This window comes from Bradyrhizobium sp. AZCC 1721 (assembly GCF_036924715.1).
Classification (GTDB): Bacteria; Pseudomonadota; Alphaproteobacteria; order Rhizobiales; family Xanthobacteraceae; genus Bradyrhizobium.
Genome location: NZ_JAZHSB010000001.1, coordinates 3943415 through 3964675, shown reverse-complemented (window position 1 = coordinate 3964675; position 21261 = coordinate 3943415). Strand labels below are relative to the sequence as shown.

Sequence of the window (21261 nt, the reverse complement as noted above, 5' to 3'; positions counted from 1 at the left end):
CGGACGAGGAACAACAATCTTTAAGGAAATCGTTCCTTAAGTGCGCGGACGCTATACTACATCTCGGCGAGGCCGAAGCACCGGATTGGCGGCAGGCCTCCCGCCACGAGACCGCGATGTCCCAAGAACCGCTCGAAAAGATGATGTTTCAGCTCACTCTGCGGCGGCGGGGGGATCAGCGACCAGGCGGTGCTGCGGACCATGGAAGAGGTGCCCCGCGAGGCTTTCGTGGCGGTTGGCGATCGCAGCCATGCCTATCGTGACAGCGCGCTCGGCATCGCCTGCGGGCAGACCATCAGCCAGCCCTTCGTGGTCGCCTACATGACCGAGCAGTTGCAACTGCAAAAGCACCACAAGGTACTCGAGATCGGGACCGGCTCCGGCTACCAGGCCGCGGTGCTGTCGCGGCTATGCGCGCATGTCCTGACCATCGAGCGCTACCGGACGCTGGCGGACACCGCGCGCGACCGGCTCGAAGCGCTGGGCTATTTCAATATCGAAGTGATGTTGGGCGACGGTTTCCAGATTCCGCCTGGCGCCGGCGACTTCGACCGCATCATCGTGACGGCTGCGATGGAGCAAATCCCCGAAAAGCTGCTGGAGCGGCTGCTGCCGGGTGGCATCCTGATCGCGCCGGTCGGGCCCCATCATGGCAGCCAGACGCTGGTCAGGGTGACCCGAACGGACAGCGGTTTTGAGCGCAAGGAATTGGTCGATGTCCGCTTCGTCCCGGCCCTGCCGGGAATTGCGCGCGAACTGTAGAATCTCGGATTGGCGGTTCCCGCCAACATCTTATTCCAAGGGTTAAGCGGTTATTTACTCGGTACGTGTTTACTCAAAACAGTATTTTGTTGCGTACGAGTGAGTAACCATGTCCCGTCTCGCCGAGTTGCTTCGCTCGCGTCGGGTGCCGCAGGCCGCGGTGCTGGCGCTGATGTCGGTCGGCTTTGCCGGCTGCAGCGCCGATATGCAGACGCGCTTTTCCGATAGCTCGTTCTCCAATCCCTTTGCCTCTCAGCCCGAAGCGACCGGTTCGGTGCGCGCTCCCGCCGTCGAACGCCGCGAGCCGCCGCAATATGCCCGGCCGCAGACCTCGACCCCGCAATATCAGTCCCAGGACCTGCCGCCGCCCGCCGTTGCTGCGCCGCCGGCCTATCCCGCCAACTCGGGCGGGGGTGTCGGGAGGAGGGCGGGGGATTTCGTCCTATGCGCCGCCTTCCCGTCCGCCCATCGAGACCACCGCCACGGTGCCGCCGCGCTCGGTGGCCGCTGCGCGCCCATCCGCGCCGGGCGGCACTACGATCATCGTCGGCACCAGCGACACGCTCGACATTCTGGCCAAGCGCTACAACGTTTCAGCCGCTGCGATCCTGCAGGCCAATGGCTATAAGGGCCCGCGCGTGCTGTCGCCCGGCCAGCAACTGATCATTCCGCGCCAGACGGCGACGGCAGCGCCCGCGCCGGCCCTCGCGCCTGCGGCCAGCAAGCCGGTTGCCGCGGCGGCAGCGCCGACCGTCCATGTCGTCAATCGCGGCGATACGCTGATGAGCATCGCCCGGCGCAATCAGGTTTCGGTCAGCGAGCTCGCCAAGGCCAACAATCTCGATCAGTCCGCCAAGCTCAGCCTCGGCATGAAGCTGACCGTGCCCGGGTCGAAATCCGCGGCCGCAGCGCCGGCGGCGCAGCCCGTTGTCGCAGCTCCCGCCCAGCCGGTCGCAGCGGTTGCGGCACCGGCCACCAAGATGGCTGCCGCCGGCGGCCCGCCGCAGAGCGCCCGGCTGGCACAGGCGACCACCAACGTCACTAACGTCACTGAAGAGAAGCCCGTCGTCGAGCAAGCCTCGATCAAGCCCAGCGAAGCCACCGGCGCGCTGCCGACCTTCCGCTGGCCGGTGCGCGGCAAGGTGATCACGAGCTATGGCGCCAAGACCAACGGCAAGTCGAATGACGGCATCAACCTGGCGGTGCCGGAAGGAACGCCGGTGAAAGCCGCGGAAGATGGTGTGGTCGCCTATTCCGGCAACGAGCTCAAGGGCTACGGCAATCTGGTTCTGGTGCGGCACTCCAACGGTTACGTCACCGCATATGCCCATGCGAGTGAACTGCTGGTGAAGCGCGGCGATACGATCAAGCGCGGCCAGATCATTGCCAAATCGGGTCAATCGGGCGAGGTGGGGTCGCCGCAGCTCCACTTCGAAATCCGCAAGGGATCGTCACCGGTTGACCCGCTTCAATTCCTGAACGGGGCGTGAGGCTTCGTGTCCCGGACGCGGTGCACCGGGACGCTGCGCCGCAGAGCCGGGACCCATCGCAGTAGCGCGCCGTGTGAAGTTGGACCCCGGTTCTTCAGCGCACCGCTACGCGCAGCGCAGCGCCCGGGGAACGCAGTCCTTCACGACTTCCCGGCCAGCCTCACGCCGAGCCTTCCCGCCAATTCCTGCGTGAACTGCCAGGCGACGCGCCCCGAGCGGGAGCCGCGGGTGGTCGACCATTCCAGCGCCTCGCGTTCCAGCTCTTCGTCGGCAATCTTGATGCCGAAATGGCCGCAATAGCCGCGCACCATGGCGAGGTATTCATCCTGGCTGCAACGGTGGAAGCCGAGCCATAGGCCAAAACGATCCGACAGCGACACCTTCTCCTCGACGGCTTCGCCGGGGTTGATCGCGGTCGAGCGCTCGTTCTCGATCATCTCGCGCGCCAAGAGGTGCCGCCGGTTCGACGTGGCGTAGAGGATGACATTGTCGGGGCGTCCCTCGATGCCGCCCTCCAGCACCGCCTTCAGCGATTTGTAGGAGGCGTCATTGCCGTCGAAGGAGAGGTCGTCGCAGAACACAATGAAGCGGAAATCGGAGCTGCGTAAGAGGTCCATCAGGCCGGGCAGGCTCTCGATGTCCTCGCGGTGAATCTCGATCAGCTTGAGCCGGTCGGCCGGCTTGCGGTCGATGTTGATGCTGGCGTGAGCGGCCTTCACCAGCGACGACTTGCCCATGCCGCGTGCGCCCCACAGCAGCGCATTGTTGGCGGGCAGGCCATCGGCAAAGCGCTCGGTATTTTCGATCAGGATGTCGCGCATCCGGTCGATGCCCTTGAGCAGGCCGAGGTCGACGCGGCTGACGCGCGGCACCGGCGAAAGGCGCCCCTCCGGATGCCAGACAAAGGCATCGGCCGAGCCGAACGCCTCGGGGCCTCCCGTCGCCGGCGAGGCCGCCGAGAGATGGCCGGCGATCGCTTCCAGCGCGATGGCAATCCGCTCGGCGGTGGCGCCGTTAAGCCTGTTTGCCGGACCTTTTGTCGCGGTTTTCCCATGTCCTCGCGCGGCGGCCTTGGGGGCGGCGCGGGACGCTGTTTGAGCCGCAGTTTTGGCCTCAGTTTTCTTGGCTTTTTTCGACATTTCCCGAGTTCCTGACGGGGCAGCCTTAACGGGCCTTGGAAGCTCTCGCAAGCGGCCTAAATGAGGGGGCGGCCAACGTTGCAATTGGGCCCGCCGCCGCTATAGTCCGCGCAAATTTACCCGGACCGGCGACATGCCCAAGCTGCTGTGCCCAGGCATGGCCGGTTCTTTTCCGTCTCACGAGGATTGTTCGAATGCTGATTACCCCTGCGTACGCCCAGGCTGCAGCCGGTGGCGATGCCAACAGCATGTTGATGTCGCTGCTGCCGTTCGCACTGATCTTCGTGATCATGTACTTCCTGATTCTGCGACCGCAGCAGAAGAAGATCAAGGATCATCAGGAACTGGTCAAAAACATCCGCCGCGGCGACACCGTCGTCACCTCGGGCGGCCTGGTCGGCAAGGTGACCAAGGTGGTGGACGACGACCAGATCGAGTTCGAGATTTCGGACGGCGTCCGCGTGCGGCAGATGCGGCAGATGATTTCGGGCGTTCGCGCCAAGGGCGAGCCGGCCAAGGAAAAGAGTGAGGCCAAGGACGAGACGTCCGCGAGCTGAGTTTTCCGCGCCGCTTGCCGCGGCGCATTTTCCTGGATCTGACGGGTCTACTCGATGTTGTATTTCACGCGGTGGAAGGCGCTGGCGATCATTTTGACCGCCTTGATCGTTTGCCTTTGCGCGGTTCCGAATTTCTTCCCCCAGGAGCGGGTGAGGACCTGGCCGGTATGGGCGCAGCGCCACATTGTGCTCGGCCTCGATTTGCAGGGCGGTTCGTATCTGCTGCTCGAAGTCGATTCCAACTACGTGAAGAAGGAAAAGCTCGATCAGGTGCGCGACGAAGTCCGTCGCGTGCTGCGCGACGCCAAGATCGGGTATACGGGCTTGGCCGTGCGCGCCGACGCCGTCGAGGTCCGCGTCAAGGAGAGCGACCTGCAGGCGGCGCTCCCCAAGGTGCGTGAACTGTCGCAGCCGCTTGGCGGTCTGCTCGGCTCAAGTGGGCAGCGCAGCCTCGAGGTTTCGGACGCCGGCGGCGGCCTGATCCGCCTTGCCGTACCGCAAGCTGCGATCACCGACCGCATCCGGCAAACGATCGAACAGTCGATCCAGATCGTCGAGCGCCGCGTCAACCAGCTCGGCACCGTGGAGCCGGTGATCCAGCGGCAGGGCACCGACCGGATTCTGGTGCAGGTGCCGGGCTTGCAGGACCCGACGCGATTGAAGGATCTGCTCGGCAAGACCGCCAAAATGGAATTCCGCATGGTCGATCCGACTGTGTCGCCAGAGCAGGCGCAGGGGGGCCGGGTGCCTGCGGACTCAGAGGTGCTAATGAGTGCCTCGTCGCCAAAAGTGCCTTACGTCATCAAAAGGCAGGTGCTGGTGTCTGGCGGTGACCTCACCGACGCGCAGCCGGGGTTTGACCAGCGTACCAACGAGCCGATCGTCAGCTTCCGCTTCAACACTTCAGGCGCGCGAAAATTCGCCCAAGCGACCACCGAGAATGTCGGACAGCCCTTTGCGATCGTGCTCGACAACGAGGTGATTTCCGCCCCTGTGATCCGAGAGCCGATCACCGGCGGCTCCGGCCAGATTTCCGGCAGCTTTACCGTGCAGGCCGCCAACGATCTGGCCATCCTGTTGCGCGCCGGCGCGCTGCCGGCGCCGCTGACCGTGATCGAGGAGCGCACGGTCGGCCCCGGCCTCGGCCAGGACTCGATCGAAAAGGGCGAGCTTGCGGCCTATGTCGGTTCGATCATGGTCATCGTGTTCATGCTGGTGACCTATCGCCTGTTCGGCGTGTTCGCCAACATCGCGGTTGCGATCAACGTTGCGATGATCTTCGGCATCCTGTCGCTCCTGAACGCCACGCTGACGCTGCCCGGCATCGCCGGCATCGTGCTGACGGTCGGCATCGCGGTCGATTCCAACGTGCTGATCTACGAGCGCATCCGCGAGGAATTGCGCGGCGGCCGCAACGCGATTTCGGCGATCGATGCCGGCTTCCGGCGCGCGCTGTCGACCATTCTGGACTCCAACATCACTACCTTCATCGCCGCCGCGGTGCTGTTCTATATCGGCACCGGCCCGGTTCGCGGCTTTGCCGTTACGCTCGGCATCGGCATCATCACCACTGTCTTCACAGCGTTTACGCTCACGAGCCTGATTGTCGCCGGTTGGGTGCGGTGGAAGCGGCCGAAGACCGTGCCGATCTAAGGATTTGCTGTGACTAGTTACGTTCTCATTGGGTTGGGCGTTCTGATCGTCATTCTGACGGTAGTTGCCGTGCTCGACCTGTTGCCGCCGCTGCGCATCGTCCCTGACGACACGCATTTCGATTTCACGCGCTTCCGGCGCATCAGCTTTCCGATCTCGGCGGCGCTTTCGATCGTCGCGATCGTGTTGTTCTTTACCCACGGGCTGAATTTCGGCATCGATTTCAGGGGCGGCACGCTGCTGGAAGTGCAGAACAAGTCCGGTCCCGCCGATATCGGCGCGATGCGCACGACTTTGAGCGCGCTCGGGCTCGGCGAAGTCCAGTTGCAGCAGTTCGGCGGTCCGAACGACGTGCTGATCCGGGTGGCCGAGCAGCCGGGCGGCGACGCCGCCCAGCAGGCGGCCGTACAGAAAGTTCGCGGCGCGCTCGGCGACAGTGTCGATTACCGTCGCGTCGAGGTGGTAGGGCCGCGCGTTTCGGGTGAACTCCTGGCCTACGGCATGATCGGCCTGATGCTCGCGATCTTCTCGATCCTGATCTATCTCTGGTTCCGGTTCGAATGGCAGTTCGCGCTCGGCGCCATGATCGCCAACGTCCACGACATCGTGCTGACGATCGGCTTCATGTCGATCTCGCAGGTCGATTTCGACCTCACCAGCATCGCAGCGCTATTGACGATCCTCGGCTACTCCCTGAACGACACGGTCGTCATCTATGACCGCATCCGGGAAATGCTAAGGCGCTACAAGAAAATGCCGATGCCGCAACTGCTCAACGAATCCATCAATTCGACATTGTCGCGCTCGATCATCACCCACGTCACGGTGACGCTGGCGTTGCTGGCGCTGCTGGTGTTCGGCGGCCACGCGATTCACAGCTTCACGGCGGTCATGATGTTCGGCGTGGTGCTGGTCGGCACCTACACCTCGATCTTCATCGCCGCGCCGATCCTGATCTATCTCGGCGTTGGCGAGCACCGCGAGGCGCCGGATACGCCTGCGAAGAAGCCGGATACGCCGGCAAAGAAATAGTCATGGCAACATCCTCGGACGCTCCGCATCTTCCGAGGCCGGCACCGATCGAAGCCTACGGCAAGGGCGGCTTCGCTTTCGCCGACATGTCGCATCGCGGCTCGCTGCTGTGCCTGCCGGACGGCATCTGGGCCTGGCCGGTGACAAAGCCCGCGGAGATCGATCAATATTCGCTGGACCGCGTGTTCAAGGCGGCCAATTCCATCGATACGCTGATCGTCGGCACCGGCACCGAAATCTGGCTGCCCCCGCGTGGGCTGCGCGAGGCGCTGCGTGCGGTCAGGGTGGTGCTGGACCCGATGCAGACCGGACCGGCGATCCGCACCTACAATATCATGCTTGGCGAGCGGCGGCGCGTCGCTGCGGCGTTGATCGCCGTGCTATGAGCGCCACGGCGACGTCGAAAGAATCTGCTGCGTTCTGCGCCGATCTGGTGCGCACGCACGACTTTGTCCGCTATGCCTCGACACTGTTCCTGCCTCAGATCCAGCGCCGCGCATTGCTGTCGATCTATGCCTTCAACGTCGAGATTTTGCGCGTGCGCGAGCAGGTCAGCCAGCCGTTGCCGGGCGAAATCCGGCTGCAATGGTGGACCGATATGCTGGAAGGCGCCGGCCGCGGCGGCGTCGAAGGCAATCCGGTTGCAGCCGAACTCCTGCAGACCATTGCCGAATTCCGCCTGCCGATCGAGCCGCTGTCGCGGCTGATCGAGGAGCACCAATTCGATCTCTACAATGATCCAATGCCGTCGATGGCGGCGCTGGAAGGCTATGTCACCGACACTGCCTCGGCGCTGTTCTCGTTGGCTGCGCGGACTGCGGCACAGCCGTCGGTGGCGATCGACCATCTCTCCCGCCATGCGGGTCTCGCCCAGGGCATGGCGCAGGTGATCGCAGCGCTGCCGCTCGATGCTGCGCGGCGGCAGTTGTTCGTGCCACTGCAATTGCTGCAGCAACATGGCAGCGGCATGGAGCAGGTCTTTTCGGGCAAGCAGACGCCGCAGGCGCGTGCCGCGATCGATCAGTTGATTGGAGAGGGGCAAAAACATCTCCGTACGGCCTTCGAGTTGCTCACGCATGTGCCGCCCCAAGCGCGGCCGGTATTCCTTCCGCTGGCGATGGTCCGCCGCGATCTGGAGCGTATGTCACGGGCTGATGTCGATCCGTTCGTGCCGCATGTAACGTCACGACTCCGGACGCTGTGGACGCTCTGGCGCGCTTCGCGCTCGCGGGAGTTTGGCGGGTAGGTGGCCGCTGCTCTTGCAGCGTCATTGCGAGCGGAGCGAAGCAATCCATCTCGCGGCATAACGGAAGAATGGATTGCTTCGTCGCTGCGCTCCTCGCAATGACGCTGGAGTGGCTGTCACGAATTCAACTCGCTACTCTCAAAATTGAACCGATCGCGCAGATTCTTACGGCTCTCCAGAATGTCCTTCAGGAACGCGCGGTCGATATCGCTCGTGATCAGCGGCTCGATCAGGTCGAGCTGGTTCATGGCGACGAGCTGCAGGATCTCCGTGCGCGGCTTGCCGGCGGCATCACGGGGCAGGGCATGCACCACCTGGATGTGCTCCGGCGGTTTGACGCCCTTGGCGGAGGAAAGCTCGCTGCGTAGCTGCTTTTCCAGCGCGACCTTGTCGGCCTCGACGAAGGCATACAGCCCGACGCCGGTACGGCGGTCGGCGAAGGCGACAATGGCGGTATCGCGCACTTCAGGATTTTTCCTGATCAGGGCGCTCAGCACCGGCGCATCGTTGACCAGCCGGCGGCCGCCGCCTTCGCGATCGGTGAAGTTGAACAGGCCGCGGGTGATGGCCTGATAGACCTTCTTCCCGGTCTTGAGCCAGATACTGGCGACAAGGGATTTGCGCGCTAAAATCTTGCGCTCCATCGGCGTCAGCGCCGCCGGCGCATAGCTGCGCTTGTGCTTCAGCATATGCCGCAGATCTTCGTAAGCCGCGATCCGGAATAGCCGGCTGCGGGACTTGAAGCACGCCGCGAGTTGAAAATCGGTGAGGTACGCGCGGCCGTCGCGGCCCACCAGCCAATTCTGCTCCTTGGCGAGATCGTTGTGGCAGATGCCGGCGCGGTGCAACTTGCGAAGAGCGAGCTTGGCCGAACGGAAATAGGCGATGTCGCCATGGGGCTTTGCCAGATGCAGCGCGACGCCGTCGATGAAGCCGCGCACCAGTGCCTGCCGACCGGCCCATAGCAGTCTCGGGCCGACGTCGAGATCGCGTGCCAATGCCAGCGCGCGGCGCTCGCGGACGAACAGATGTTGGGCGAGCGGATAGGACCATGGCGGCACCTGATCGAGCCGGCGCAGCACGGCATCGACCTCACCGGCATCGTCGCTAAATCGGCCGCGTTCGACGGTCGAAAAGACGTCACGCTTGAGCAGCACGCCTTCGGTCCATCGCGCCGACAAAATGGCAGCGTCGTCTTTCGGCAAGCCCATGGATTACGCCGCCGCCGCTACGCGCAGATGATCGGCGATCCAGCGATCGAGATCGGTCAGCGCACGGGCACTGAGCGCCTGCTTCTTGGCGACCGTCTTCTCGTTGCCGCGCAGCCTGCTGCCATCGGCCTTCTTGGTCGGCACGCTGGCAAGCGGGAGAAACAGGCCGAAATTGATGTTCATCGGCTGGAACGAGCGTGTTCCGGCCTCGATCGTTTCGATGTGGCCGCCGGTGATATGGCCGAGCAGCGAGCCCAGCGCCGTGGTCGCAGGCGGCGGTTCGAGCGACTGTCCTCGCGCATTTGCCGCAGCGTAGAGACCTGCGATCAGGCCGATGCTCGCGGATTCCACATAGCCCTCGCAGCCGGTCATCTGGCCGGCAAAGCGCAGCCGTGGCTGCGCGCGCAGCCGCAATTGCCCATCCATCAGCTTTGGCGAATTCAGGAAGGTGTTGCGATGCAGGCCGCCGAGCCGCGCGAATTCGGCGTTCTCGAGCCCCGGAATGGTACGAAACACGCGCTGCTGCGCGCCGTAGTTCAGTTTGGTCTGGAAGCCCACCATGTTGTAGAGCGTGCCGAGCTTGTTGTCCTGTCGCAACTGCACGATGGCGTAAGGCTTGATCGTCGGATTGTGCGGGTTGGTCAATCCGACCGGCTTCATCGGACCGTGCCGCAGCGTCTCGTGGCCGCGTTCGGCCATCACCTCGACCGGCAGGCAGCCGTCGAAATAGGGCGTATTGGTCTCCCAGTCCTTGAAGTCCACCTTCTCGCCCGCGAGCAATGCCGCGACGAAGGCGTCGTATTGCTCCTTCGTCATCGGGCAGTTGATGTAATCCGCGCCGGTGCCGCCGGGCCCGACCTTGTCGTAGCGCGACTGAAACCACGCTACCGACATGTCGATGGAGTCCTTATGCACGATCGGCGCGATCGCATCGAAGAACGCCAGCGCGTTCTCGTCGGTCAGTTCGCGAATGGCGTCCGCCAGCGGCGCCGAGGTGAGGGGGCCGGTCGCGACGATCACGTTGCCCCATTCGGCCGGCGGCAGGCCGGCGATTTCCGAGCGGTCGATCTCGATCAGGGGATGGTCGTGCAAGGCACGGGTGACGGCGGCGGAAAAGCCGTCGCGGTCGACCGCCAGCGCCCCGCCCGCAGGCACCTGGTTGGCGTCGGCGGAGCGCATGATCAGCGAGCCCAGCCGGCGCATTTCGGCGTGCAGCAGGCCCACGGCGTTGTTGGCGGCGTCGTCCGAGCGGAACGAGTTGGAGCAGACGAGTTCGGCCAGGCCCTCGGTGCGATGGGCCTCGGTCATCCGCAAGGGTCGCATCTCGTGCAGGACGACGCGAACGCCCGCATTGGCGATCTGCCAGGCCGCTTCCGAGCCGGCGAGGCCGCCGCCGATCACATGGACGGTGTCAGTTTGGGGAGTGTTGGAAATCATGCGCGGAGGGTTAGCGCGTTTTCGCGCACGGCGCACCTACGAAGCGCTTCCAAGCGAAGCCTGGCCTGGTGCAAACGACAACGCCCGCAGCGGGGCGGGCGTTATCCGTTCATCCAGGCGGCTGAGCAATGATCAGCCGTTATAGTTTCCGGCGGCAACGCGCGGAATGTCCGAACGATCAAGGCCGATATCGGCCAGTTCCCGATCGCTGAGCTGGGACAGTTCGCTGACATTGCGCTGATAATCCCGGAAAGCCTGGATCATGCGGATGAGCGAGAGCAACATGGTAGTCTCCTTGCAGTTACGATTCAGCCCTTGGAGGACGGCTTCATCGTTGAAATGAATATAGCTCGGTTTTTTGCAGTGCAGAACTTCTTATGTTGCGATGCAGCTAATCCCAGAACGCATAACGACGGTAACGGCCGCTTAACGAGTCGACATCGTGGCGGATTAGCCGACGGAAGCGCGATGGGCGCGCGCCAAACATGTAAAGTAATGCCGTAGATTTGCGGGTTTCTCGTAATCGTCAGATTACCCTTAACTGGCGGCCAGGGAGGTCAGAAACCAGCTTGAGGGCTTTCAAGGGCCGACAAACGTGCCGCAAATACCGACGCTTTCAAAATTTTCTTATGCGTGAATCGCATGTTGTTTGCAAAACGAAATGAATATATATTCACTATTACGGTGGACTGTCGTAAATGGGGCTGCCGCAATAGCAGCTTTGGTGAATAGGTCGGCCTGCAGGGCCGGTTACTACGGCCGGCCCTCTGAGTTCGCGTTAAGGCGCCCGCGAAAGCTGCGTCGCGAAATAGCCGATGGTCTTTGCGTAGACCTCGCTCCTGTTCCACTCCTTGATCGCAGCGAAATTGGCGCTCCCGGGTTCCCAGTCCTTGCCGCGCTGCCAGCCGTGGTTGGCGAGGAAGTTGGCGGTCGAGGCCAGCACGTCGGGCGGGCTGCGCAGGAGGTCGCGGCGTCCGTTGCCGTCGAAATCGACCGCGAACTTGATGTAGGACGACGGCATGAATTGGGTCTGGCCGATTTCGCCGGCCCAGGCGCCGCGCATTTCCTGCGGCGCGATATCGCCGCGTTCGACGATGCGCAGTGCGTCCATCAACTCGGCCTTGAACATGTCGGCGCGGCGGCAATCATAAGCCAGCGTCGCCAGCGCGCGCAGCGTCGGGAATTTTCCGATGTTGACGCCGAAATCGGTTTCCAGGCCCCAGATCGCCACCAGCACTTCGCCGGGCACGCCATAAGCCTGTTCGATGCGCCCGAGCACCGAGCCGTATTGCTTGAGCATGTTGGATCCACGCGTCAGCCGGGGCGGGACCATGCGGCCGGAGAATTCCTCAAAACTCTGGCTGAAGACCTTTTGCGATTGGTCGCGGGCCAACACGCTCTTGTCGAGCGTGACGCCGGTCAAGCCGGCCTGGATGGCGGACGCCGATATTCCCTTGGAGGCCGCTTCCTTCTTGAAGTCTTCCAGCCATGTTTCGAACGGGGCCGTGCCGCAGGGCGCACCGAGCGCGGCCGCAGAGGTCAGTAACAGCGCGCCCAAGGTCAGGGCGCGTAGGGAAAGGCGAGAGATCATCGTGCCCGTTCGCTCCACGATCGATGCGTCTTCAGCATTAGTGTCGACGCCACGCCGAATGTTCGAAGCAAGGTCGGCCAAAACAAGGCTTATGTAGGTGTGCCCGCAATGCCATTCCGTTGGATGTGCTCAATTCATCGTTAGTGAGAGGTGAACTGCCAATCCGCCGGTCGGATTCGACCGGCGGATTGATCGATCAGGTTCCGTGCAGGCCTATACGTTATTCCCTGCGCCGCCAGGGGAACAGATTGGCCGGGAAGTCGGCAGCAGGCTTGCGTTCGCGGTGCGCGCGGGGCGGAAACGGCTGCGGATCGAGTTCCGGCTCTATCGTCTCCCGATAGAGATGCCAGGTAGCATGCCCAAGCAGCGGGATGACGACGGCAAGGCCGAGGAAGAACGGCAACGTTCCCGCGACCAGCAGCACCGCGACGATCAAGCCCCAGGCAGCCATCGGCACCGGGTTGTGTGCGACCGCGCGCAGCGAGGTCACCATCGCATCGGCAGCGCTGGCATGACGTTCCAGCATCAGTGGGAACGAGACCACGCTGATGCAGAGCGCGACGAGGGCAAACAGGAAGCCGACGCCGCAGCCAACCACGATTAGCCACCAGCCTTGTGGCGTCGTCAGCACGCGCGTCACGAAATCGGAAAAGCCGGTCACTCCCGCATAGCCGAACGCAGCGATGTAGATCGCCTGCGCAGTCGCCACCCAGGTCGCAAAAAGTGCCAGCAGCAGCACGCCAAGTCCGAGCATCGCGCCGAACGAAGGCGAGCGTACCACCTCGAGCGCATGCCAAGCGCTTGCCGGTTCACCGCGTTCGCGACGGCGGCTCATCTCGTAGAGGCCGAGCGCGGCGAATGGGCCGATCAGGGCGAAGCCGGCGGCCAGCGGAAACAACAGCGGTATGACAGAATAGCCGAGAACGGCGCGTGCCAGCACCAGTCCGAGAACGGGATAGATCACACACAGGAGGATGGCGTGGCTTGGCACCGCCTTGAAATCTTCCCAGCCTCGCCGCAACGCGCGGCCGAGTTCGGCAAAGCCGATGGTTCGGATGACTGGCGCGGCAGCGGCATCCGGTGCGCGCTGCGCCATCGATGTGACATTGCCGTGATAGGTGGCCATGGTCGCTGTCTCCCTCGTCGTCGCATTTGCGCGCCAATCGAAAGACGCACACGCGCCGTTTCATAAAACGATCACGATCAGGCCAGACGCGAAGACAGAGGGTGGAACTGACCGTGTCGCGAACTGTCGAGACAGGATACTTCCAAACAGCAACAAACACACTCACGCTTAGGTGAATGTTTCATTGGCAAGCTTCCCTTGGGTGGCTAGACTTGCAGGCGATCCCGGCGTGGTGCTGCCGGTCAAACAGTGCCGCCAAAGACTCACCCCATCCTCAAGTCATTGGGAGCAAAACGATGAGCATTTTCGGAAAAATCATGAGCGCGATCTTCGGCACCAAGGCAGACGCTGCGCCGGCTGGCGGCGGCGCGGCCGCGGGGGCCGAGTCATCTGGTGCGGCCGCTACACCGGCCGCTGCGACCGTCGACGTCGCGCCGATCCTCGACCAGGCGGTGAGGGCCAAGGGCGAGAAGCTGGCGTGGCGGACTTCGATCGTCGATCTGATGAAGGCGCTCGACATCGATTCCAGCTTCGCCGCGCGCAAGGAGCTCGCGAAGGAGCTCGGCTACACCGGGGACAGCAACGATTCCGCCAGCATGAACATCTGGCTGCACAAGCAGGTCATGGCCAAGTTGGCCGCCAATGGCGGCAAGCTGCCGCCTGATATCAAGCACTGACGCTTCGCTCGGTCCTGGCATGCGAAGGTCCGCGGCGGCGCGGGCCTTCTTTTTTGGTGCGATTGTAACGCAGCAAACGCGTAAACGGTATCTACTTCGTGGAGAAAACGCTGTAGATGCAGGCGGACAAGAAGACTCATAAAACAAGGAGGATGCCAATGAGCAATGTTGATCGCAGGACCATTCTGGCCACGGGCGCGCTGGCGCTGGCGGGTACGGCGGCGCAAGGGGGCACGGCCGCAGCGCAGGCCGGTCCGAAATCGATTTTTCCTGTTGGCACGACGACCATACCCATCGTCGGCGAGACCGATGTTTTTCCGGTGCGGCGAATCTATTGCATTGGGCGCAACTATGCCGCGCATGCCCGCGAAATGGGCTCGGATCCCAATCGCGAGCCGCCGTTCTTCTTTCAAAAGCCGACCGACGCGATCCAGAATGTCGCCATCGGAATGGTTGGCGATCATCCGTATCCGTCGCTCACCAAGAACTATCATTATGAGGTCGAGTTGGTGGCGGCGCTGAAATCTGGCGGCACCAAGATCCCCGTGGAGCAGGCACTCGATCATGTCTACGGCTATGCGTTAGGCCTCGACATGACGCGGCGCGATCTGCAGCGGGCAATGGGCGACGAGAAGAAGCCATGGGAAATCGGCAAGAGCTTTGATCGCTCCGCGGTGCTCGGGCCGATTCATCCAGCCACGAAGACCGGCCATTTTACCAAGGGCGCGATCTCGCTGGCGGTGAATGGCACCGTCAAGCAAAACTCCGATCTGCGGAATATGATCTGGAACGTGGCGGAGCAAATCGCCAAGCTATCGGAAGCTTTCGAGCTCAAGGCTGGTGACATCATCTACTCGGGCACACCGGAAAATGTCGGTCCCGTCGTGAAGGGCGACGTTATCCTGTGTAAGCTCGAGGGCCTGCCGGATATGTCGATCCGGATTACGTGAGAGTGCCAGCTATCGCCGTCGCCCCTGCGAAAGCAGGGGCCCATGACCACGGAAGGCAATGATGGGTGAGAATGTCGCCCGCGTTGTCTTTCATCGAGCGCAGCAATTGACTACACGGCGTGCGTTCGCAGGGACGACGGTGCTTTGGTGTGCCACGTCACCCCGTCAGATCGGCAAATTCCGGATTTCTGCGCAGATAATCCACGACAAAGCCGCAGCCGGCGATGACCTTGCGTCCGTCGGCGCGGATCAGTTCGAGGGCGCCCCTGACCAGCTCAGAAGCGATGCCGCGGCCGCGCAGGGCGCGCGGCGTTTCGGTATGGGTGATGATGACCGCCGCGGGTGTGATGCGATAATTCGCGAACGCCACGGCGCCATCGACAACGAGTTCGAAGCGGTTTTGAGTCTTGTTGTCGCGGACGGCGACCATGCAGCGATTCCCGGATGATTCACCGTTCGATTTAGAGACATGAACCCGCCGATGCAAACCGGCGACGAACGGATGACTGCCTCGCTGATATGCTGTCTTGAGCCTTGACCCCTGCATTGCTGGGAACCGCGGTGATACCGTCGCAACCGACCACCTCAACGAGCTGGCTGGCGCAAGCGCGAGAGCGCGCAGCGCCTCGGTGCAGTGCAATAAGGACGCGTAATCGCACAGGAACTTTGCCGGCGAGGTCTTGCAACCGGGGGTGAGGTTCCTACGTCTTTAGAATGACATACGCCGCTGAGGCGGCCGGGTCTGGGTTCGAATATCGGAAATGCTATGATCGCGGCCGCCGACGTATGCCTCTTTTCAAGGGGAGGTCTACAATGTCGGGCTTTGGTTTCATCAGCAAGCATCGCACATGGGAAGATTGGCTCGGCATGCTGCTTGGCGTGCTGATCGTGGTATCGCCGTGGTTTCCCTTCTCCAGCCACGACGTGATGGACGCCGAACGCAGCACCATGATCCTCAATACGTTTGTCATCGGTATGCTGGTCTTCGGTCTGGCCCAGCTCGAATATGTCGCACTGCAGCGCTGGGAGGAGGTGGGGGAGATCGCGCTCGGCCTCTGGTTGGCCGCCTCGCCCTTCATGTTCGGCTACGCCGGTGACGACATGCTTCGGGCCTGGCACGTCGCCCTCGGTGGAATCGTCGTCCTGCTGGGCGCGCTTCAGCTCTGGCAGGACTGGCGCTTGAGCGATCAGGAACTGGCCAATCATCCGCAGTAAATTCTGGAGAGAGTAGATTCTGGAGAGCCCGTCGGCCCCACACGTGGCTGGCGGGCTCTCGATTCAATCCCGGTACTTGAACGACTCGACGAGCAGCGCGCGACCGACCGCGCTGCCGTTGACCGCGCCCTTGATGTCGTCGATCTTCCATTGGCCGACGAAAATCATTTGCGCTGGCTTATGGACGCGAACGCGTGGCTGCATCATGGTGACGTCGGCCCGCTGGCGGGGAGACTATCATGGCCGGTAAGCCGCGACGGCGGATTTGAGCTCACAGCGGGCTTTCTGCTATCGTTGCCATGATATGTTCTGTTTTCCGAAGCGTGATGGTTGATTCCCTGTGACTGAAACGGTGACCATTCCTATCCCGCGCGGCGGTCTCGCGCGGATGTCGCGCCGGGTGATGAATCTGGCGTATATGCTGACCCAGAATGCCCGCCGCCATGGCGACCGCATTGGCTTCATTTGGGGCGACAAATCCTGGACCTGGCGCGAGATCGATGGTGCCGTGTCGGCTCTGGCCGCCGGCCTCGCCGCGCGCGGTATCGCCAAGGGCGACCGCATCCTCGTCCATTCCAAAAATTGCGACGAGATGTTCTGGTCGATGTTCGCGGCGTTTCGGCTCGGCGCAGTCTGGGTGCCGACCAATTTCCGCCTGATGCCGGACGAGGCCGCCTATCTCGCCAGCGCCTCCGGTGCGAAGGCTTTTTTGTGCCATGGCGATTTCCCCGATCACGCTACGGCGGCGGCTAATCCGGCGCTCGAATTCATCTGGCGGATCGGCGAGGGCGCCCTCGGCGAGAGGGCAGTCAGTGACGTGATCGCCGAGCATGCCGGCGCCAAGGTCGAGAATGCGGCGGTCGACTACGACGATCCCTGCTGGTTCTTCTTTACCTCAGGCACGACCGGGCGCTCCAAGGCCGCGGTTCTTACCCATGGTCAGATGGCCTTTGTGGTGACAAATCATCTCGCCGATTTGATGCCGGGCACGATAGAGACGGATGCCTCGCTGGTGGTCGCGCCGCTGTCGCACGGCGCCGGCGTGCACCAGCTCGTGCAGGCGGCGCGCGGCGTACCGACCATCCTGCTGCCGTCGGAAAAATTCGACATCGCCGAGGCGTTCCGGTTGATTGAGGCTCATCGCGTCAGCAACATCTTTACCGTGCCGACGATTTTGAAGATGATGGTCGAGCATCCGGCGGTCGACAAATATGATCATTCCTCGCTGCGCTTCGTGATCTATGCCGGCGCGCCGATGTATCGCGAGGACCAGAAGGCCGCGCTGAACAAACTCGGCAAGGTGCTCGTGCAGTATTTCGGCCTCGGCGAGGTCACTGGCAACATCACGGTGATGCCGGCCAGTCTGCACGACACGGAGGACGGTCCGCAGGCCCGCATCGGCACCTGCGGTTTCGAGCGCACCGGCATGCAGGTGTCGATCCAGGGCGATGACGGGCGCGAGCTCAAACCGTTCGAGACCGGCGAGATCTGCGTGATCGGCCCCGCCGTGTTCGCCGGCTATTATGACAACCCCGAGGCCAACGCGAAGGCGTTTCGCGACGGCTGGTTTCGCACTGGCGATCTCGGCCACATGGACGAGGAGGGATTCGTCTACATCACCGGCCGCGCCTCGGACATGTACATCTCCGGCGGCTCCAACATCTATCCGCGCGAGGTCGAGGAGAAGATTCTCACCCATCCCGCGATCGGCGAGGTGGCGGTGCTTGGCGTGCCCGACGCGTTCTGGGGCGAGGTCGGCGTCGCCGTCTGCGTCGCGCACGAGGGCGCTGGCGCCGTGAGCGAAGCGGAGCTTGCCGCATTCCTGGCGCCCAAGGTGCCGCGCTACAAAATGCCGAAGCGCTTCTTCTTCTGGGAGGCGCTGCCGAAATCCGGTTACGGCAAGATTCCGAAGCGGCTGGTTCGCGATGAACTGGAGGCGAGGGGACTGCTTGACCTTATCTCCAAGACGGATAGCTGAGGCGATGCGCAGCGTCGCGCAGCCCGGGCCGCCCGCGCCCGAGCGCATCCAATGGGTTGAGGCGCGGGGACGGGCGTTCTCGTTCACGCTGCAGGCGGGCCTGCCGCTGCTCGAGGCCGCGCGCCGCGGCTTTGCCGAAGCCGGATTTTCCGGCGGCGTGTTGAGCATGCGGGGAGGGGCACTCGGGCCGTTTGCCTATGTGATGCCGGCGCTGTCGAAGACCGGCGCCAATGCCGCGTTCTACAGCGACACGTTTCGGCCCGCCGGCATCACGCGACTGAAGCTCGGCGCGATGACGCTCGGCGGGCGCGACGGCGCGCCGTTCTTCCATTGCCACGGGCTGTGGACCGAGACGGACGGACATCTGCACGGCGGCCACATTCTTCCAGAGGAAAGCGTCGTCGCCGAATCGTTCGCGGTGGAAGCATTCGGCATCGACGGCGCGATGTTTGTGGCTGAGCCTGATCCCGAGACCAATTTCAAATTGTTCGGGCCGGTGGCGTGCGCGAGCACGGCCGGCGAGACCACCAGCCGCGCCTTTGCGTTGCGGCTGCGGCCGAACCAGGATTTTGCAGCGGCGCTGGAGACGTTCTGCCGGCAGCACGGATTCCTGCGTGCGCGGATTCACGGCGGCGTCGGCTCCACCATCGGCGCCCATTTCACCGATGGCCGAACCGTGGTGCCGTTTGCAACCGAGCTTGCGATCAGGGACGGCCTGATCGCGCCCGGCGCCGACGGCATACTGCAGGCTGAGCTCGATGTCGCGCTGGTCGATTATCTCGGCGGCATCGCCGAGGGGCGGCTGATGCGCGGTGACAATCCGGTGCTGATGACGATGGAGCTAGTGCTCGAGGTGCTTTGAGCGGTCCGTTGTTCGTTACAAACTCGGTGTCATACCCCGCGAATGCGGGGTATCCAGTACGCCGCGGCTTATCGGCCAAACACCGCTGTCTCTGGAATACTGGGTCACCCGCTTTCGCGGGTGACGACGGTTCGTATTAGTTACAATTCTCGGCTCACCTGAAGTGATAATTCACGCCGACCTTGATGGTGTGAAAATCGATCGTGCCGGAGTCAAACACGTCGCCGCCCAGATTGTAGGTCTCGCTGCCGAGGCTGGTGTACATGTATTCGGCCTTGGCCGACCAGTTCGGCGTGAACAAATATTCGAGGCCGCCGCCGATGGTGTATCCGGTGTGAGACTGGCTATCCGAAAGCGACACGCCGAGCGCGGGCACTGAAAGGGAGTCCTTTCTGTTGGCCCACGCAAAACCGCCCTTGGCGTAGATGAGGGCCGCATCCAATGCGAAGCCCGCGCGGCCGGTCACGCTGCCGAACGAGTTGATCTTGAGTTCCTCCGTGGCCAGGACGCCCCCGCCGATGTCTGCGGTGAGGCTGTCCTTGATGCTGGCGCCGGCGGCGTCGACTTCGACACCGAATACGAACTGGCTACCGGGAAGCTGCCAGTTGTAGCCGATAGTGCCGCCGCCGAAGCCGCCGCCGCCATCGCCCTCGCTCTCCCAGCCATAGCCGCCCATCGCGCCGATATAGAAGCCGGACCAGTTATACGCGGCAACCACCGTCGCCGGGGCGGCCTTGGGATAGGGCCGCGCCCGAAGGTCGGCGGCCGAGGCCGCGCTCGCGACCGAAAGAGCCACACCAGCTAAAAGTAGTCGTTTCATATTTTGTCCCCTGAAGTTGAACACTCGTATAACCCCCTGCAGGCCCCATAGCGGACCGATTGCACCGGCATGGTGACGTATCGTTTTCGGAAAGCGGGCGCGAATGCGCCCCCAAAGAGCCGTCTGCAAGCGACGTTTGCGCGGATGTGAGAACGTCGTTCGCAGGTTAACCATACGTCATGTATGCCGGCAAAAATTGGACCGAAGCGCGTTCGCTCATTGGCGCGGACAGGTTGCTATTTCGACAGCAGTGCGGCGACGTGTGGCGTGGAGTGCGTTCTCGATTTGCGCGCGCGCGAGAGAGAGAGAGAGGGCAGGCAGGCCTCGCGTCAGCGCCGCTTTCGAACGTGAACGTTGATGTCGAGATCGATCTCGTTGACGCAGGTCTGCGTCGTGCGATGCGAGCGACCCTCGTGCCAGCGGCCCGGGCGCGTGCGCGCATCCCTGACATTCGCGAGCTTCAGGCAGCGCCATTGCGGCAGCGGGCCACTGCTTTCGCCGGCAAACTGCCAGGCCAGCACGACCTCTTCACCGCTCTTGTTGGCGCCGATGATGTGCGGGCATAGTTCGCGGACGCGGCCGTCATAAACGCAGACGACCTGCTGCTCGCCGAGGATGGCATTGCGGAAGAGGGTGTAGGCGGCGCTCGGCATCGGCAGGGTACCATCTAGGATTGTGCGGCATTGTCTGTATAACCCTTCCGAATGACTTTGTTCCGCGGGGCTGCGAACCATGGCTTACAAGCGCAATCGTGCGATCAATCTGCCGGCGCCGTACCTCAAGCGCATCTGGCTGGAGCCGGCACGCATCACCAACCGCGAGGTCTATCCGTTCTGCCTGCCGCTGCTGCGCGATGAGTTCGAACTGAGTTTCAACAAGGCGATCACGATCATCGTCGGCGAGAACGGCACCGGCAAATCGACCTTGCTCGAAGGCATTGCTGTGCTCGCCGGCTACGACGAAGCCGGTGGCGGCAAGGGATACATGCCCGTCGATCATTCGAAGGCGTTGGAGAAAATGGGTGGCACGCTGTCAACTGCGCTTCGCGCAAGTTGGCTGCCCAAGATCACCCATGGCTGGTTCTTCCGCGCTGAGAGTTTTTTCTCCGTCGCGCGATACCTCGATGAGGCCGCCATCGGAACGCCCGGGCCACCTCCGCCTGACTTTCTCTCCCATTCCCACGGCGAAGGCTTTTTGCGTTTCTTCGAGGAGCGCTGCCAGCGCCAGGGCATCTTCATCTTCGACGAACCGGAATCCGCGCTGTCGCCATCGCGGCAGATCGAGTTTCTCAAACTGATGCGGCGGATGGACCAGATCGGCCATTGCCAGATCATCATGGCCACGCATTCGCCAGTGCTGATGGCGTATCCGAACGCGACGCTGCTGCGGCTGACGAAGTACGGGCTGGAGCCGGTGACGGTGCGCGAGACCGACCACTACAAGGTGCTGCGCGAGTTTTGCGACGATCCGGATGGATTTGTGCAGGCCGCGATCGAGGAGTGAGGGTTTGTGGGT

At 63.0% G+C, this 21261-nt stretch carries 21 protein-coding genes and 2 pseudogenes; 13 read left to right on the top strand and 10 right to left on the bottom strand.

Annotated features, from left to right (window positions below; translation table 11 throughout):
* Window positions 1-116 precede the first annotated feature (116 nt).
* Window positions 117-762: pseudogene (locus V1273_RS18970) on the top strand (protein-L-isoaspartate(D-aspartate) O-methyltransferase).
* 109 nt (window positions 763-871) lie between these two features.
* Window positions 872-2252 (top strand): annotated as a pseudogene (locus V1273_RS18965) (peptidoglycan DD-metalloendopeptidase family protein).
* A 140-nt stretch (window positions 2253-2392) separates the two neighbouring features.
* Here V1273_RS18965 and V1273_RS18960 read toward each other — a convergent pair.
* Window positions 2393-3391, bottom strand: coding sequence for an ATP-binding protein (locus V1273_RS18960; RefSeq protein ID WP_334410537.1), 999 nt, complete (start codon window positions 3389-3391; stop codon window positions 2393-2395).
* A 194-nt stretch (window positions 3392-3585) separates the two neighbouring features.
* Between V1273_RS18960 and yajC the strand changes: the two genes are divergently transcribed.
* From yajC to V1273_RS18935, 5 genes are read left to right on the top strand one after another with little or no spacing between them, the layout of a single operon-like run.
* On the top strand, window positions 3586-3948 hold the full coding sequence (gene yajC, locus V1273_RS18955) for a preprotein translocase subunit YajC (protein WP_028345926.1): 363 nt from the start codon (window positions 3586-3588) through the stop codon (window positions 3946-3948).
* A 54-nt stretch (window positions 3949-4002) separates the two neighbouring features.
* Window positions 4003-5601, top strand: a complete 1599-nt coding sequence (gene secD, locus V1273_RS18950; protein WP_334410536.1) for a protein translocase subunit SecD — start codon at window positions 4003-4005, stop codon at window positions 5599-5601.
* Between the two features lie 9 nt (window positions 5602-5610).
* A complete protein-coding gene (gene secF, locus V1273_RS18945; protein WP_334362836.1) occupies window positions 5611-6633 on the top strand; it encodes a protein translocase subunit SecF in 1023 nt (340 codons plus the stop codon).
* Window positions 6634-6635: 2 nt separating this feature from the next.
* Window positions 6636-7019 (top strand): Mth938-like domain-containing protein, encoded by a 384-nt coding sequence (locus V1273_RS18940; RefSeq protein ID WP_334382129.1) that lies wholly within the window; start codon window positions 6636-6638, stop codon window positions 7017-7019.
* Window positions 7016-7879 (top strand): phytoene/squalene synthase family protein, encoded by an 864-nt coding sequence (locus V1273_RS18935; RefSeq protein WP_334410534.1) that lies wholly within the window; start codon window positions 7016-7018, stop codon window positions 7877-7879. The genes V1273_RS18940 and V1273_RS18935 overlap by 4 nt, the downstream gene beginning before the upstream one ends.
* A 116-nt stretch (window positions 7880-7995) precedes the next feature.
* Here V1273_RS18935 and V1273_RS18930 read toward each other — a convergent pair whose 3' ends face one another.
* From V1273_RS18930 to V1273_RS18910, 5 genes are all read right to left on the bottom strand, one after another.
* Window positions 7996-9090 carry a serine/threonine protein kinase gene (locus V1273_RS18930; RefSeq protein ID WP_334382131.1) on the bottom strand — a complete coding sequence of 365 codons (1095 nt, stop codon included), beginning with the start codon at window positions 9088-9090 and terminating at the stop codon, window positions 7996-7998.
* A 3-nt stretch (window positions 9091-9093) separates the two neighbouring features.
* On the bottom strand, window positions 9094-10527 hold the full coding sequence (trmFO, locus tag V1273_RS18925; RefSeq protein ID WP_334410533.1) for a methylenetetrahydrofolate--tRNA-(uracil(54)-C(5))-methyltransferase (FADH(2)-oxidizing) TrmFO: 1434 nt from the start codon (window positions 10525-10527) through the stop codon (window positions 9094-9096).
* A 132-nt stretch (window positions 10528-10659) separates the two neighbouring features.
* Complete coding sequence (locus V1273_RS18920) at window positions 10660-10812, bottom strand: DUF1127 domain-containing protein (RefSeq protein ID WP_074278622.1); 153 nt, start codon at window positions 10810-10812, stop codon at window positions 10660-10662.
* Window positions 10813-11305: 493 nt separating this feature from the next.
* Window positions 11306-12118, bottom strand: coding sequence for a lytic murein transglycosylase (locus V1273_RS18915; RefSeq protein ID WP_334382133.1), 813 nt, complete (start codon window positions 12116-12118; stop codon window positions 11306-11308).
* A gap of 220 nt (window positions 12119-12338) precedes the next feature.
* Window positions 12339-13244 carry a DUF2189 domain-containing protein gene (locus tag V1273_RS18910; protein WP_334410531.1) on the bottom strand — a complete coding sequence of 302 codons (906 nt, stop codon included), beginning with the start codon at window positions 13242-13244 and terminating at the stop codon, window positions 12339-12341.
* Window positions 13245-13540: 296 nt separating this feature from the next.
* Between V1273_RS18910 and V1273_RS18905 the strand changes: the two genes are divergently transcribed.
* Window positions 13541-13921, top strand: coding sequence for a DUF3597 domain-containing protein (locus V1273_RS18905; RefSeq protein WP_334382135.1), 381 nt, complete (start codon window positions 13541-13543; stop codon window positions 13919-13921).
* A 158-nt stretch (window positions 13922-14079) separates the two neighbouring features.
* Entirely contained in the window at window positions 14080-14871 is a 792-nt protein-coding gene (locus V1273_RS18900; protein ID WP_334410530.1) for a fumarylacetoacetate hydrolase family protein, read from the top strand.
* 157 nt (window positions 14872-15028) lie between these two features.
* Here V1273_RS18900 and V1273_RS18895 read toward each other — a convergent pair whose 3' ends face one another.
* On the bottom strand, window positions 15029-15301 hold the full coding sequence (locus V1273_RS18895; protein ID WP_334410529.1) for a GNAT family N-acetyltransferase: 273 nt from the start codon (window positions 15299-15301) through the stop codon (window positions 15029-15031).
* 383 nt (window positions 15302-15684) lie between these two features.
* Between V1273_RS18895 and V1273_RS18890 the strand changes: the two genes are divergently transcribed.
* On the top strand, window positions 15685-16086 hold the full coding sequence (locus V1273_RS18890; protein WP_334362826.1) for an SPW repeat protein: 402 nt from the start codon (window positions 15685-15687) through the stop codon (window positions 16084-16086).
* Window positions 16087-16149: 63 nt separating this feature from the next.
* Here V1273_RS18890 and V1273_RS18885 read toward each other — a convergent pair whose 3' ends face one another.
* The gene (locus V1273_RS18885; RefSeq protein ID WP_334362825.1) at window positions 16150-16293 is read right to left on the bottom strand and encodes a hypothetical protein; all 144 of its coding nucleotides are present in this window, start codon (window positions 16291-16293) and stop codon (window positions 16150-16152) included.
* A 133-nt stretch (window positions 16294-16426) separates the two neighbouring features.
* Here V1273_RS18885 and V1273_RS18880 point away from each other — a divergent pair, with 133 nt between their 5' ends.
* Together V1273_RS18880 and V1273_RS18875 are read left to right on the top strand one after the other, a co-directional pair.
* Window positions 16427-18064 (top strand): acyl-CoA synthetase, encoded by a 1638-nt coding sequence (locus V1273_RS18880; protein WP_442894097.1) that lies wholly within the window; start codon window positions 16427-16429, stop codon window positions 18062-18064.
* Window positions 18065-18068: 4 nt separating this feature from the next.
* Window positions 18069-18926: a PCC domain-containing protein gene (locus V1273_RS18875; RefSeq protein ID WP_334362822.1), complete on the top strand. Its 858-nt coding sequence runs from the start codon at window positions 18069-18071 to the stop codon at window positions 18924-18926.
* A gap of 154 nt (window positions 18927-19080) precedes the next feature.
* Here the strand turns inward: V1273_RS18875 and V1273_RS18870 are convergent, their stop codons facing one another.
* Together V1273_RS18870 and V1273_RS18865 are read right to left on the bottom strand one after the other, a co-directional pair.
* Window positions 19081-19746, bottom strand: coding sequence for an outer membrane protein (locus V1273_RS18870; protein WP_334362821.1), 666 nt, complete (start codon window positions 19744-19746; stop codon window positions 19081-19083).
* Window positions 19747-20075: 329 nt separating this feature from the next.
* Window positions 20076-20399 carry a hypothetical protein gene (locus V1273_RS18865; RefSeq protein ID WP_334362820.1) on the bottom strand — a complete coding sequence of 108 codons (324 nt, stop codon included), beginning with the start codon at window positions 20397-20399 and terminating at the stop codon, window positions 20076-20078.
* Between the two features lie 79 nt (window positions 20400-20478).
* Here V1273_RS18865 and V1273_RS18860 point away from each other — a divergent pair, with 79 nt between their 5' ends.
* Complete coding sequence (locus tag V1273_RS18860) at window positions 20479-21249, top strand: AAA family ATPase (protein WP_334362819.1); 771 nt, start codon at window positions 20479-20481, stop codon at window positions 21247-21249.
* The last annotated feature ends 12 nt before the right edge of the window (window positions 21250-21261 follow it).